The 14,495-nt window shown below is 65.6% G+C and carries 12 protein-coding genes; 6 read left to right on the forward strand and 6 right to left on the reverse strand.

Annotated features, from left to right (window positions below; translation table 11 throughout):
• Positions 1–40: 40 nt before the first annotated feature.
• The 6 genes from IPN92_04900 to rsxA are packed head-to-tail and all read right to left on the reverse strand — an operon-like array spanning position 41 to position 5,218.
• Positions 41–757 carry an electron transport complex subunit E gene (locus IPN92_04900; protein MBK8637639.1) on the reverse strand — a complete coding sequence of 239 codons (717 nt, stop codon included), beginning with the start codon at positions 755–757 and terminating at the stop codon, positions 41–43.
• Between the two features lie 33 nt (positions 758–790).
• Positions 791–1,459: an electron transport complex subunit RsxG gene (gene rsxG, locus IPN92_04905; protein ID MBK8637640.1), complete on the reverse strand. Its 669-nt coding sequence runs from the start codon at positions 1,457–1,459 to the stop codon at positions 791–793.
• Positions 1,456–2,538 (reverse strand): RnfABCDGE type electron transport complex subunit D, encoded by a 1,083-nt coding sequence (locus IPN92_04910; protein MBK8637641.1) that lies wholly within the window; start codon positions 2,536–2,538, stop codon positions 1,456–1,458. The genes rsxG and IPN92_04910 overlap by 4 nt, the downstream gene beginning before the upstream one ends.
• 5 nt (positions 2,539–2,543) lie before the next feature.
• Positions 2,544–4,040 carry an electron transport complex subunit RsxC gene (rsxC, locus tag IPN92_04915; protein ID MBK8637642.1) on the reverse strand — a complete coding sequence of 499 codons (1,497 nt, stop codon included), beginning with the start codon at positions 4,038–4,040 and terminating at the stop codon, positions 2,544–2,546.
• A 19-nt stretch (positions 4,041–4,059) separates the two neighbouring features.
• A complete protein-coding gene (locus IPN92_04920) occupies positions 4,060–4,599 on the reverse strand; it encodes an RnfABCDGE type electron transport complex subunit B (GenBank protein ID MBK8637643.1) in 540 nt (179 codons plus the stop codon).
• 43 nt (positions 4,600–4,642) lie between these two features.
• Entirely contained in the window at positions 4,643–5,218 is a 576-nt protein-coding gene (gene rsxA, locus IPN92_04925; protein ID MBK8637644.1) for an electron transport complex subunit RsxA, read from the reverse strand.
• Between the two features lie 579 nt (positions 5,219–5,797).
• Here rsxA and nifL point away from each other — a divergent pair.
• From nifL to IPN92_04955, 6 genes are all read left to right on the forward strand, one after another.
• Positions 5,798–7,438 (forward strand): nitrogen fixation negative regulator NifL, encoded by a 1,641-nt coding sequence (gene nifL / locus IPN92_04930; protein ID MBK8637645.1) that lies wholly within the window; start codon positions 5,798–5,800, stop codon positions 7,436–7,438.
• Between the two features lie 15 nt (positions 7,439–7,453).
• Complete coding sequence (gene nifA / locus IPN92_04935) at positions 7,454–9,055, forward strand: nif-specific transcriptional activator NifA (protein ID MBK8637646.1); 1,602 nt, start codon at positions 7,454–7,456, stop codon at positions 9,053–9,055.
• Between the two features lie 97 nt (positions 9,056–9,152).
• Positions 9,153–12,728, forward strand: a complete 3,576-nt coding sequence (locus tag IPN92_04940; protein ID MBK8637647.1) for a DUF3883 domain-containing protein — start codon at positions 9,153–9,155, stop codon at positions 12,726–12,728.
• 71 nt (positions 12,729–12,799) lie between these two features.
• A complete protein-coding gene (locus IPN92_04945) occupies positions 12,800–13,030 on the forward strand; it encodes a type II toxin-antitoxin system PrlF family antitoxin (GenBank protein MBK8637648.1) in 231 nt (76 codons plus the stop codon).
• On the forward strand, positions 13,020–13,361 hold the full coding sequence (locus IPN92_04950) for a type II toxin-antitoxin system PemK/MazF family toxin (GenBank protein ID MBK8637649.1): 342 nt from the start codon (positions 13,020–13,022) through the stop codon (positions 13,359–13,361). Before IPN92_04945 ends, IPN92_04950 begins: the two co-directional genes overlap by 11 nt.
• Before the next feature lie 12 nt (positions 13,362–13,373).
• Positions 13,374–14,495, forward strand: coding sequence for an AAA family ATPase (locus IPN92_04955; GenBank protein MBK8637650.1), 1,122 nt, complete (start codon positions 13,374–13,376; stop codon positions 14,493–14,495).

Genomic DNA, 14,495 nt, shown 5'->3' on the forward strand with positions numbered 1-14,495 from the left:
TCCTCGGAGGGGTCGGGTGGGTGAGCGCGGTTGCCCCGGCTTAGGCCGCTGCCCGGGCGGCCCGAGCCAGGGCTCGTGATTGTTGGCTCGCCGCCAGCCGGGCATCGATCAGCCGTTTGCCGGCCAGCAGCAACCCCAGAGCCAGAAAGCCGCCGGGGGGCAGGATCGCCAGCAGGAAGCCCCGGTAGTCCGGGATCAACCGCATTTCCAGGAAGGCGAAGCCGGACCCCAGCAACTGGGAGGCGCCCGCGAACAGGGTGCCGCTGCCGATGATCTCGCGCACCCCGCCCAGGACCATGAGGACGGCGGTGAAGCCCAGGCCGGTAGCGAGCCCATCCAGGGTCGAGGCCAGCGCCGGATTCCTGGAGGCGAAGACTTCGGCGCGGCCCAGAACGGCGCAGTTGACGACAATGAGGGCGATGAAGAGGCCAAGGGCCTTATGCAGGTCGTGGGCATAGGCGTTGAGACCCAGATCGACCAGGGTCACCAGGGTGGCGATCATCACGATATAGACGGGGATGCGCACCTCCGCACTCATGATCGGGCGCATCCAGGACACCAGCAGGTTGGAGACCGCGAGGACCGCGGTGGTCGCCAGCCCCATGCCCAGGCCATTGGTGGTGGTGCTGGTCACTGCCAGTGCCGGGCACAGGGCCAGGCCTTGGGCCAGGATGACATTGTTGCCCCAGAGCCCTTGCTGGGCGATTGCGCCCCAGGCCGTGGCGGCTTTGGGCGGCGAAGCGAGGTTAGTACTCATGGGCCATCTCCTGGCGTGGGTTCAGGTGCCGGATCAAGGTGTGGCCGCTGTGCCCGGGTCTCGTGGCGGCGGCGCGAGCAGGGTGGCCTGCTGGGCAGTGAAGAGTTGTAGCCCCTTTTTGAAGGCGCCGACCACGGCGCGCGGAGTGATAGTGGCGCCACTAAACTGGTCGAAGTCACCGCCGTCCTTCTTCACGGCCCAACGGCTCTCGGGTGGGTCACCCAAGGAGTGCCCTGCGAAGCCCAGTATCCAGTCGTCCTTGGCGGCCTCGATTCTGTCCCCCAGCCCAGGTGTTTCCCGATGGGACAGCACCCGGACACCCAGGATTCGGCCCTGGGTGTCGAGGCCCATGATCAGCTCGATCGGGCCTGCATACCCCAGGCCGGTAACCTGGAAGGCCACGGCGGTGACCTGACCCTGTTGCATCGCGCGGTACACCCTGACCGGCTGGCCCGATGCCGATTCGATGGTCAAGGCATCCGCCACGGGGTCGTTGTCCTGGAGGGAAGGGGGGATGACCTGGGCCAGGGAGGCCTTGAGATCCTCGGCGCCGCGCGCGGCGATGGGGTCGCGGGTGAAGCGGTCGGCGACCACCAGCAGGGTAGCGGCCAGCAGGGTGAAAGCTCCCAGGAGCAGGGACGGGTAGCTGGCATGTTGGCGATAGGCCGGGCCACCCTCCGAGGCGGTGGTGATGTCGTTCATCGGGGCCTCTCCGCTTGATCCGCATATTCGATAGGTACGCCGCGGCGGTCCCGCCCATAGATGCGCGGGCGCGCATAGTGGTCGATGAGCGGGGTGCAGGCGTTCATGAGGACGATCGCGAAGGCGACTCCCTCCGGATAGCCGGCCCAGGTGCGGATGGCGTAAATCAGCAGCCCGCAACCGGCCCCAAAGAGCAACTGGCCACGCGGCGAGACCGGGGAGGTGACCGGGTCCGTGGCTATGAAAAAGGCCGCCAGCAGGGTGGCGCCGGAGACGAGATGCAGCATGGCGTCGGGGTACCGGGCCGGATTGATCAGGTGCATCAGGCTGGCCATCAGTACCAAGGCGCCCAGCAGAGAAACGGGGATGTGCCAGGTGATGACCCGCCGTTGGAGCAGGAAGAGCCCGCCCAACAGGAGGAGAAGGGCCGAGGTCTCGCCCATGCTGCCCCCGATCCAGCCGAAGGCCCCAGACAGGGGGTCGTAAATCCCCGCCAAAATGCCGCCGAGGTCACGACCCTGGCTCAGGCCTGTTCGCACCTGGCCAAGGACGGTGGCCCCGCTGAAACCGTCAGGGATTGCACCGCCGAAGGTGACCGCCAGGCCTGTCGCGAAATCGGGCGCATTGGCGGACCAGGGCGATAGGGGGGCGGTAAAGCTCGTCATCTCCAAGGGAAAGGCGACCAGCAGTGCGACCCGAGCCACCATGGCCGGATTGAAGAGATTCTGGCCGATCCCGCCGTACACCTGCTTGGTCAAGGGAATGGCCACCAGGGCCCCGATGACTCCGAGCCACCAGGGCGCCCAGGGGGGCAAGGAGAGGGCCAGGAGCCAGCCGGTCAGGAGTGCCGAGCCATCCAGCAGATAGGGCAAGGGGGGCTTGCCCGCGATCATCAGACTGGCCGCCTCCGCGGCCAGCGCGGCGCCGAGGGTGACGAGGAACAGGAAGACGGCGGGCCAGCCAAACTGCCCCAGCCCGAACAGGGTGGCCGGCACCAGGGCCAGGGTCACCAGACCCATGGCGCGCCCCACGCAGGTGCCGGCATGGGTATAGGGTCCGGGGAAGATGCCAGGGTTCATCATGGTCAAGCCTCCGCCAGGGACGCGGTGCTGGTCACCGGCGTCTGGGGTTTATGATTGGCGGACGCCTCCCGCTTGCGTGCCGCCATGGCCTCCCGCTTGGCCTGCTGGATGGCCTCGATCCGCGCGGTGCGTTGCTCGGCCAGCCGGCGCGTCTCGGCCTGTTTCTGTTTGGCCCGGCCCCGGGCGGCCATCTCGCCCTTGGCGAAGTTGAAATACTGCACCAGGGGGATATGGGCCGGGCACACATAGGAGCAGGAGCCGCAGGCGACACAATCCATGAGCCCCAGGGCCACGGCCCCCTCCAGATCCCCGGCGCGGGTTCGCGCCGCCATCTCCAGGGGCAGCAGCCCGCAGGGGCAGGCGGAGACACAACTGGCGCAGCGGATACAGGGCATGGCCGGGCGGGAACGCGTCTCGGCGGCGGTGAGTGCCAGGATGCCGTTGCAACCCTTGACGATGGGTACGCGCGTGCTGGGCAGGGGTTGGCCCATCATGGGCCCCCCGCTCACCAGCCGTGTTGGCTCCTCCCGGAAGCCGCCACAATGGTCGATCAGATGCTGAACCGGAGTCCCCAGGGGGACGCGCAGATTGCGGGGGGTCCGGATCGCCCCACCGCTGACCGTCACCACCCGCGAGACCAGGGGCCGGCCCAGCCGCAGGGCCTGATGCACGGCGAAGGCGGTGGCGGGGTTGTGTACCACCACCCCCAGGTCCGCGGTGAGACCCCGCGCCGGGATCTCGCGGCCCAGCAGCGCCTGCACCAGATGCTTTTCCGAGCCCATGGGATAGCGGACCGGCAGGCCGATGACCCGAATTCCCGTCTGGCTGGCCGCTGCCTGGGACATGGCCGCCAGAGCCTCGGGCTTGTTCTTCTCGATGGCGATCAGGATCTGGGCCAGGCCCAGGCCCAGGGCGTGGGCCATGATGCGAATACCGTCGATGACCTGATCGGTGTGCTCGCGCATCAGCCGGTCATCGCAGGTGAGATAGGGCTCACATTCGGCGCCGTTGATCACCAGGGTATGGAGCCGATAGCGCTGCCGCAGGTTGAGCTTGACGGCGGCGGGGAAGGTCGCCCCACCCATCCCGACGATGCCCGCGGCCGAGACCCGGGCCGTGATTTCTTCCGGTTCCAGCGCGAAGGGGTCCCCGGTCCCCGCGAGATCGTCACGCCAGCGGTCCTGCCCATCGGGCTGGAGGGTGATGGTGCGGACCGAGAGACCGGAGGCATGATGGGCTGGGTAGCTGCCGACACCCATGATGCGTCCCGAGGTCGGGGCATGGACCGGGGCCGAGATGGCCCCCTGGGCATGGCCCAGGAGATCGCCCTTGGCGACCCTTTGGCCCCGATGGACCAGGGGCGCGGCGGGGGTGCCGATATGCTGCTGCAGGGGGACATGCAGCAAGGCGGGCAGGGGCAGGTCCTCGATGGGCTGCCCCGCCGCCAGATGCTTGCGTGCCTCTGGGTGAACGCCCCCGCGAATCCTGAAAAGTCTCATGTCCGCTACTCCCGGCGTTTCATGGGGCCGCCGCCAGGGCGGTCGGATTGGGCCAGAACCAGGTCTGGAGGTTGGCCACGAGGGGGCGCATCTCAATGCACTCGGTGGGACAGACCGCGAAGCACTGTTCGCAACCGATACAGGCGTCGGTAAAGACGCTGTGAATCATGTTGTTGGCCCCCATGATGGCGTCCGTGGGGCAGCGCTTGAAGCACTTGCAGCAGCCGATACAGAGGCTCTCCTTGATAAAGGCGATCCTGGGGGCCTTCTCCACCAGGCACGACAGGTCCAGGGAAACGCCCAGCAGGTTGGCGATCTCGCCCGCCACGGCCCTGCCGCCGGGGGGGCAGATGGCCGGCGAGGCGGCCCCCGAGGCGATGGCTTCCCCCGCGGGTCCACAGCCCGCATAGCCACACTGTCCACACTGGGACCCGGGTAGCAGGGCCACGACCTGCTCGGCGAGCGGATTGCCCTCGACCCGCAAATAGCGCCCGGCGATGGCGAGGAGACCGCCCAGGGTCAGGCCGAGGAAGGTGAGACTACTTATGGCGACGATCATCTTCCTATATCTCCCTAGGGGCTCGGGGCTCGGGGCGCGGGCGTCACGCCAGTCCCACGAAACCCATGAAGCCCAGTGACAGCAACCCCGCCGTGATGAAGGCGATGGGCTGCCCCGCGAAGAGGGCTGGGACCTGGGCCAGGGCCAGGCGCTCCCGCAGCCCGGCGAACAGCACCATCACCAGCGAAAAGCCGAGGGCGGAGCCGATGCCGTTGAGCAGGCTGTACATGAAGCCATGGTCCTCCTGGACATTGAGCAAGGTCACGCCCAGGACGGCGCAGTTGGTGGTAATCAGGGGCAGGTAGATGCCCAGCACCTGATGGAGCGCCGGCGAGACCTTGCGGACCACCATTTCGGTGAACTGCACCACCGAGGCGATGACCAGGATAAAGGTGAGGATCCGCAGATAGCCCAGCCCGAGGGGCTGGATGAGCAGATGCTCCAGGAGCCAGCCCGCCACCACGGCCAGGGTCAGTACGAAGGTGGTCGCCAGGCTCATCCCCAAGGCGGAGTCGAGTCGGCTCGAGACGCCCATGAAGGAACAAAGCCCCAGGAACTTCACCAGCAGCACGTTATTGACCAGCGCGGTCGCCAGGATCAGTAACAAATATTCACCCATGGGAATCGAAGCCTCGGGGTCAAGGGGGGAAGGCGCTTGCCCAGACCCGTGATCGGGTCCGTCGATAGGGGGAACGCAAATTAGGTGCCAGTCATTGGTACCGGGGCTCCTCGGGAGTGGCCGGGGCGCCAGGCAGGCGGCGTGGCTCCAGAAAAGACAGGGGTCTGGGCGCGGGGTAACCCTTCGGACCCTCGGGCTGCATGGGTTGGGTTCGATAGCTCAAACCACTGATTCTCTTGCTTCCTCCCCCCTTGCGGGGGAGGGTTGGGGAGAGGGGTCCGAACCGTTAGGGGGCACGGGTAGGTCGCTGGGCGCGGATGCGCGCCCTCATAGCGCGGGGCATGGGGGAAGAGGCGCTTGTGGGGGTTGCGACAAGGCCGGGATGGCGGGCGGTTCGGCTTTGTTGCCGACCCGACAAGGATGCTGTCATCCTCGAGCGGAAGCCGGGATCAAGTAGTTAGCCGGGCAATGGGGGCCGTGGCGGGAAGTCAAGACCTCAGGCCTGGCACCGAAGGGTGGCAAGGGGCACGAATATTGCTATGAATTAATACCCTGCGGCCCTTTTGTTGGAGCACCCCCGTGACGGCTACTCACATCCCAGAACTCCCTCACGGGATCTTCACCCAGGCCCTGGTCGAGTTTCTCGCCTCGCCACCGCCCGGCACCCCTGGCGAGGTGATCGAGGCCCTGAACCAACTGTCCGGGCCTGCCGCCGACGCCTTACCACCCCGGCTCTTTTTCGAGGCGGTCGAGCAGACGCCCTCCGCCATCTCCATCGCGGACCCCCAGGCGACCATCCTCTATGTCAACCGTGCCTTCGAGGCCCTGACCGGTTACGCGCGGGAGGAGGTGATTGGCCAGAACCAGTCCATTCTCAACAACCGGGCAACCCCGGAAAGCATTTACCAGGAGTTGTGGCGGACCATCACGCGCAAGCAAACCTGGACCGGCATCCTGGTCAACCGCACCAAGCAAGGGGGCGACTACCTGGTGGAGCTGACGATCGCCCCGGTCCTGGATCGGCACGGCGAACTGGGCTACTTCCTCGGCAAGCAGCGTGATGTCACTAAGGAGCACGAATTGGAGGCCAGGCTGCGCCAGCAGAAGGCACGCATCGAGATGGTGTTGGACGCCGCCCCCGTGGTGGTGATGTTGCTGGATGCCCAGGGACGGGTGCTGCTCGACAACCAGGAATATAAAAAGCTCCTGGGGGATCTGCGGGGGCGCGAGCCGGCCAAGGTGCTGATCGAGGCCATCCTGGGGCAAGCGGGCACGGACCCGATAGAGGCCTGCCTGGCGGGGCAGGGTTTCAAGAATCTCGAGATCAGCCTGGAGACCCCGAATGGGCGAGGCCCACGCTGGTTCTCCTGCTCCGGAACCCCGGCGGACGAGCCAGACCCCAGTGCTCGCGGTTACTTCGCCAGTGGGACCCGGGGTGATCGGCAACTCCTCCTGATCGCCACGGAGATCACGGCGCGCCGCCGCGAGATGGCCCGCGCCCATCTGGAGAACCTGCGGGCCAGACTCGCCGAGCAGCAACTGATACAGGGGATGCACGAGGCCCTGGCGGCGGCCATCTACCAACTCCAGGCCCCCATGAACGTCATCAATGCCGCCTCGGTCATGGTCCGGTGCGGCACCGCCAGCCTGGAGACTCTGGCTGCCATGCTGGACCAGATCTGCGCCTCCGGGGCCCGGGCCCTTGAAACGCTGCGCGGCGCCCTGCCCGAGGAGCCGCGCGAGGCCGAGGCCATGGTCAATGTCAACGAGCTCCTGCGCCAGGTCCTGGATCTGGAGACCGATCGGCTGCTCGCGGCGGGGATCGTGGTGGATTGGCGCCCCGCCGAGGTGCTCCCGGCCCTCCCGGGTCACGAGAATCAGTTGCGCTCGGTATTCAAGGAATTGATTGAAAACGCCATTTATGCCCTCAACGAGAGCGGGCGCATGAACCCAGAGCTCCTGCTCAACACCCGGGCACTGGAGGGCGCGGTGGTCGTGGAGATTCAGGATAACGGCGTCGGCATCCCCAGCACCGACCGCTACAAGGTCTTCGAACCCTTCCATATCGGCTGGCGCAGTCGCCGTGGCAAGGCCGGCATGGGGCTGGCCATCGCCCAGGAGATTGTCAACGCCCACGGGGGCTCCATCGAGGTGGACCCCGGTTTCCAGGATGGCTGCCGCATGCGCCTCTTTCTGAGCACCGCCAAATCCGCTTTGTGACCAGGCCCCGCACCCATGACCGACGAACGCCCGCTTTCCGCTATCCCCGACGAGTCCTCCCGTCTCGCCCTGCTCGAATCCCAGCTTGACACCCTCTTCGAGGTGAGCAGCGTCCTGAGCCGCTCGCTGAATTTACGCGAGACCCTGCAAGAGGTGCTGAGGGTGCTGCACGAGCGCGGCCGCCTGAGCCATGGCCTGGTGGCGCTCCTGGACGAGGAAAGCGGCGATCTCCTGACCTGTGCCCTGCACCAGGGTCGTGCGGCCCCCCTGGAGCCGGTCCGCTATGGCTCCGGAGAGGGGATCATTGGCCGCATTCTGGAACGCAACGAGACCTGGATACTGCCAAGAGTCGGGGATGAGCCCCGCTTTCTGGACCGGCTGAACCTCTATCAGCCGGCCTTGCCCTTTATCGGGGTGCCCATTCGCATCGGCGAGGGCTGCGCCGTGGGGGTCTTCGCCGCCCAACCCCCGCGGGCGGATGGGCTGCTGCCGCAGCGGGCCCGCTTCCTGGAGATGGTCGCCAATCTCATGGGTCAGGCCGTGCGACTGGCCCGCTCGGTCGAGGCCGAGCAACAGGCCCTCCGGGACGAACGCGACAAGCTGCGCCGCGAGGTCAAGGCGACCCATGGTTTCGAGAGCATCATCGGCCACACCGTGCCCATGCGCCTGGTCTTTGACCAGGTGCGGCAGGTGGCCAAGTGGACGACCACGGTGCTGATTCGCGGTGAGTCGGGTACCGGCAAGGAACTGGTCGCCAATGCCATCCATTACAACTCGCCGCGGGCCCGGGGGCCCTTCGTCAAGCTCAACTGCGCGGCCCTGCCCGACACCCTGCTGGAATCGGAGCTTTTCGGTCATGAAAAGGGGGCCTTCACGGGCGCTATCAGCCTGCGCAAGGGCCGCTTCGAGCAGGCCGACGGCGGCAGCTTCTTTCTTGACGAGATCGGCGAAATCAGCCCCGCCTTCCAGGCCAAGCTGCTGCGGATCCTGCAGGAGGGCGAATTCGAGCGGGTCGGCGGGAGCCGGACCCTCAAGGTGGATGTGCGCTTTATTGCCGCGACCAACCGCGACCTCGAAAGCGGGGTGCGCGCCGGTGACTTCCGGGAGGACCTCTACTATCGGCTCAACGTCATGCCCATTCGCATGCCCTCCCTGCGCGAGCGCATCGAGGACCTGCCGGACCTGGCCCGCTTCCTGGTCACCAAGGTGGCCAGCCGTCAGGGCCGCGAATTGAAGATCACGGACAGCGCCCTGCGCATCCTGATGCGCCACGACTGGCCAGGGAATGTGAGGGAGCTGGAGAACTGCATGGAGCGCGCGGCCGTCATGAGCGAGGCTGGGATCATCGACCGGGATACCATCGAGCTCACGGGTCTCGATGGGGGCAGCCGGGACGCCCAGCCGCCCGCCGATGCCGGCCGGCTGGCCGGACCGGCGGCGGAATCAGCCCCCCGGATCGACCTGGACGACCCGGACCTGGATGAACGCGAACGCGTCATCGCCGCCATGGAGGAGGCCGGCTGGGTGCAGGCCAAGGCCGCGCGGCTGCTCAACATGACCCCCCGCCAGATCGCCTACCGCATCCAGACCCTGAATATCAAGGTGCGGCAGTTCTAGTCGGCCGCGCGCCTCGCGTTCAAGGTGTCCGTGCGGACCTAACCCGCTTATGGGAGACTGACGCAAGGATCAAGAACCAGGACGCGACCCACCGGCCATGCACCTCGAACAGCTCCAGACCAACGCGGCCATTCGCGGCATCCTCCCCGATGCCCTGGTGACGGTGGTCAGCGTCCAGTGGTTCGGCTCGCAAGCCCTGGAGCTGACCTACAAGACCCCGGCCGGCAGGGTCGCCAACGAGCTGCTTTACCGCCACGACGAACCCCGTCTGGAGCTGCTGGAGCAGGGCCGGCCCTGGAGTTTCGACGGCGAGGGTGCCCTCTTCCGCCTGGTCTCCGAGGCCCACCGCATCCGCCTCGCCCATCTCTTCGACCCGGTGCTGGCGGTGCACACCTCCCTGGTCGATCCGCTGCCGCACCAGATCACCGCCGTTTACGAGGCCATGCTGCCGCGCCAGCCGCTGCGCTTCCTGCTGGCCGACGACCCCGGCGCCGGCAAGACCATCATGGCCGGCCTGCTGATCAAGGAACTGATCGCCCGGGGCGACCTGCAACGCTGCCTCATCGTCTGCCCCGGCAGTCTGGCCGAACAGTGGCAGGACGAGCTGTTTCGACGCTTTCATCTGCCCTTCGAGATCCTCACTAACGACAAGCTGGAAGCAGCGCGCACCGGCAACTGGTTTCTCGAAACCAACCTGGTCATTGCCCGCCTGGACAAGCTGTCGCGCAACGAGGCGGTGCAAGGGAAGCTCCAGGCCCCGGACTGCCGCTGGGACCTGGTGGTCTGCGACGAGGCCCACAAGATGTCTGCCACAGTGTTCGGCAACGAGGTCAAATACACCAAGCGCTACCGGCTGGGACAACTGCTCTCGACCCTGACCCGGCATTTCCTCCTGATGTCGGCCACGCCCCACAACGGCAAGGAGGCGGACTTTCAGCTCTTCATGGCGCTCCTGGATGGCGACCGCTTCGAGGGGCGTTTCCGCGATGGCGTCCATACCGCCGACGTATCCGACCTGATGCGCCGCATGGTCAAGGAGCGCCTGCTCAAGTTCGATGGCACGCCGCTGTTCCCCGAGCGGATCGCCTACACGGTGCCCTACAAGCTCTCGGATGCCGAGGCCGCGCTCTACCAGGCCGTTACCGAGTATGTGCGGGAGGAGTTCAACCGCGCCGAGGCCCTGGAGAACGACAAGCGCGCCGGCACCGTCGGCTTTGCCCTGACCATCCTGCAACGGCGGCTCGCCTCCTCGCCGGAGGCCATTTACCAGTCCCTGCGCCGCCGCCGCGAGCGCCTGGAAAGCCGGCTGCGGGAGCTGGAACTGCTTCAGCGCGCTGGGAGCATGAGCGTCCCGTCCGCGTCGGTCGGACTCGATGCCGACGACATCGAAGATCTCGAAGACGCCCCCGAAAACGAGATCGCGGCCGCCGAGGAGGCGATCCTCGATCAGGCCACCGCCGCGCGCAGCATCAACGAACTGCGCAGCGAGATCGACACCCTGCAACGGCTCGAAGCCCAGGCCCTGGCGGTACGCCGCAGCGGCACCGACACCAAATGGCGCGAACTGGCGAGCCTGCTCGGCGCGGTTTTCACCCCGGCCGCGCTGGACCCCGGTGTCGCCGAGCCCCAGATTCCGTACGGCGCGGGGGCGATCCCGCCACCCAAGCCCTCGCCACACCAGAAGCTGGTCATCTTCACCGAACACCGCGACACGCTGAACTACCTGGAGGGCCGCATCACCACCCTGCTCGGGCGCCAGGAGGCCGTCGTCATCATCCACGGCGGCATCGGTCGGGAAGCGCGCCTCAAGGTTCAGGAGTCCTTCAAGCACGACCCGCAAGTCCAGGTCCTTCTGGCCACCGACGCCGCGGGCGAGGGCATCAACCTCCAGCGCGCCCACCTCATGGTCAACTACGACCTGCCCTGGAACCCCAACCGGCTGGAACAGCGCTTCGGCCGCATCCACCGCATCGGCCAAAACGAGGTCTGCCACCTCTGGAATCTGGTGGCGGCGGAGACCCGCGAGGGCGATGTTTACCGCAAGCTATTGGAGAAGCTGGAACAGGCCCGCCAGGCCCTGGGCGGCCAGGTCTTCGACGTGCTCGGCAAGCTGCAGTTCGAGGGGCAGTCTCTGCGCGATCTCCTGATCGAGGCCATCCGCTATGGCGAGCGCGACGAGGTCAAGGCCTTCCTCGATACCGTCCTCGACATCAGCCTCGACCGGGGCCACCTGCAAGCCCTGATCGACGAGCGGGGGCTGGCCCACGACGCCATGGATGCCAGCCGCGTCCAGCGCATCCGCGAAGACATGGAGCGGGCCGATGCCCGTCGCCTGCAACCCCACTACATCGAATCCTTCTTCTTCGAGGCCTTCAAGCGGCTCGGCGGCACCCTCAAGCAACGCGAGCCCCGCCGCTACGAGATCAGCCATGTCCCGGCCCCCGTGCGCAACCGCGACCGGCTCATCGGCATCGGCGAGCCGGTGCTCCCGCGCTACGAGCGCATCGTCTTCGAGAAGGCCCTGGTAGCGCCCCAGGGCCAGCCCCTGGCCGCCTTCGTCTGTCCCGGTCATCCGCTGCTCGACGCCGTCATCGACCTCACCCTGGAGCGCCACCGCGACCTGCTCAAACGCGGCACCGTCCTGGTGGACGAGCGCGATCCGGGCACCCAGCCCCGGGTGCTCTTCTACCTGGAGCACGCCATCCAGGACGCCGGCCTGACCCGCGCGGGCGAGCGCCGGGTCGTCTCCAGGCGGATGCTCTATGTCGAGCAGGATGCCAGTGGCGCCACCCGCCACCTCCATTACGCGCCTTACCTCGACTACCGTCCGCTGAAGAACGGCGAGCCGGGTATTGACGGCATCCTGGATCGCCCCGAGTGCCAGTGGCTCGACCGGGGGCTGGAACAGCAGGCGCAGGGGTACGCCATCGCCCAGGTCGTGCCCGAGCACCTGGCCGAGGTCAAAGGCGCCAAGCTGGAGCTGATCGCCAAGACCGAGGCGGCGGTCAAGGAGCGTCTCACCAAGGAGATCACCTACTGGGACCATCGCGCCGAGGAACTTAAGCTGCAAGAGCAGGCCGGCCGACCCAACGCCCGCCTCAACTCTGGCGAGGCGCGCAAGCGGGCCGATCTGCTCCAGGGGCGGCTGCACAAGCGGCTCGAAGATCTGCGACTCGAGGCCCAGCTCTCGCCGCTGCCGCCAGTGGTGCTGGGTGGCTTGCTGGTAGTGCCGCTGGGACTCATCCAGGCAATGACCGGGCAGGTCGCGGCCGGCACGCCCGCGCACCCGGCGGACACTCAGGCCAGCGCCGCCCGTGCCCGCGCCATCGTCATGGCCACCGAGCGCGGCCTTGGCTTCGAGCCCACCGATCGGGAATTCGACAAGCTTGGCTATGACATCGAGAGCCGCGTCCCCGGCACCGGCAAGCTGCGATTTATCGAGGTGAAAGGCCGCGTCTCGGGCGCCCCGACCATCACCGTGACGCGCAACGAGATTCTGTACTCCCTCAACAAGCCGGACGACTTCATCCTCGCCATCGTCGAGTTCCTGGACGAGACGAACCACAAGGTGCATTACCTGCGCCAGCCATTTCAGCGCGAGCCGGATTTCAACGCCGTTACCGTCGATTACGACTTCGCCGGATTGCTGGCACGCGCCGGGGTGCCCCGATGAAAGATCGTCTTGATCCTCCTCATGGCTCGCCGTAAAGTAAGGATGTAATGCAGTCCTTACCGGAGAACGACATGCTCGCTGTCGCCAAGATCACAGCCAAGGGCCAGACCACCATCCCGCAGGAGGTGCGCGCCGCGCTGCACGTCGTCCCCGGCGACTTGATCGCCTGGGAAGTTGCCCCCGACGGCACCGCGACGGTGCGCCGCGTGCAGCCGCTGGACATTGACTACCTGCGCGCCGTCGAAGGCACCTTGAGCGAATGGGCCGGGTCGGCAGACGAGGAAGCCTACCGTGAGCTTTGAGCGTTACGCCGTCGTCCGGGTGCCGTTCCCCTTCTCGGATCGCAACGCCACCAAAAACCGCCCCGCGCTAGTTTTGTCCGACGCGGCCAGCTTCAATACACCGGCCGGCCATTCGGTGATGGCCATGATCACCTCGCAAGGCAACGCCCCATGGCCGCTCGATTGCCCGCTGACCGACCTCGCCGCCGCTGGACTGCCGACGGCATCCATGGTGCGTTTCAAACTCTTCACCCTCGATCATCGTTTGGTGCGAGGGCAGCTTGGAAAACTCTCGCCTGCGGACAGCGAAGTTGTCCGTGCTGGATTGGCTAAGTTGTTCGATATTTATTAGGAGAATGCAGTCATGACAACGTTCATAAAAACACTTGGGATACGAGGCTTTAGGGCGCTTAATGATGTGCATATTGACGGTTTCGGAAAGGTCAATCTTGTCACCGGGAAGAATAATTCCGGCAAATCCTCCCTGCTTGAAGCCATTAGGATTCTTGCTACAGGGGGCGCGCTCAGAACGCTCTACGAAATCCTGAATTACCGTGAAGAGCTTGGGGCAACGATTGACTCGGAAAAAATCTATTTGCCGAGTGAACTTGCGCCATTTTGCAATCTGTTCAACGGGTTTCCCGACCTTTCATCAAGTAAGCACGGGTTTTCCATCGCCGCCACCGGCGACTTGCCGCCTGCAATTTCCAGGATGAGTGCCAGCATCAATTGGTTTGTCAGGAAATCTGATTCTGAGCGGCAATCATTCTCGTATGAAACTGCATCGGCTGACCTGTTCGACGATGCAGATAGTTTTCCTGCCCTGGATCTGGATATTTCGGGTCGAAAACGTGTCGTCCCACTTGATCGCCTTCAGCGGCGATTCCCAATGAGGGCCGAAACGGACACCGCTCCAGTCCCATGCGTTTATCTGGACCCGTTCAGCTCACGTTCCACCAGCCAGATGGGTGCACTCTGGGATGCCATTGCTCTGACCGACGCCGAGCAGGAGGTCGTCAAAGCGCTTAAGGTAATTTCAGCGGACATTCAGGCCGTTTCCATGATTGGCAGCGACGAACGAAGTACCCGCCCGCGCACGGCCATCGCCAAAAGCAGCCGTTATCCATCGCCGGTACCTTTGCGCAGCTTTGGTGACGGGGTGAATCGGTTATTTGGTGTAATTCTTTCCTTATGCAACGCGCGCAATGGTGTGCTGCTGGTGGATGAAATCGAGAATGGCCTGCATTACTCGGTTCAGACCGAGATATGGCGCACTATTTTCCATCTCGCAAATGATCTGAATGTTCAGGTTTTCGCCACCTCGCATAGCTGGGATTGCGTGCGTGCATTTCAGGAAGCTGCGTGCGAGAGCCCGGAGGATGGCGTACTGGTTCGGCTGTCAGGGAAAGATGACGCGATCATTCCGACACTGTTCTCGGAGAAGGAACTGGAAATCGTTACGCGTGACCAGATCGAGGTTAGGTAG

The organism is Chromatiaceae bacterium, assembly GCA_016714645.1.
In the GTDB taxonomy this organism is placed as follows: domain Bacteria; phylum Pseudomonadota; class Gammaproteobacteria; order Chromatiales; family Chromatiaceae; genus M0108.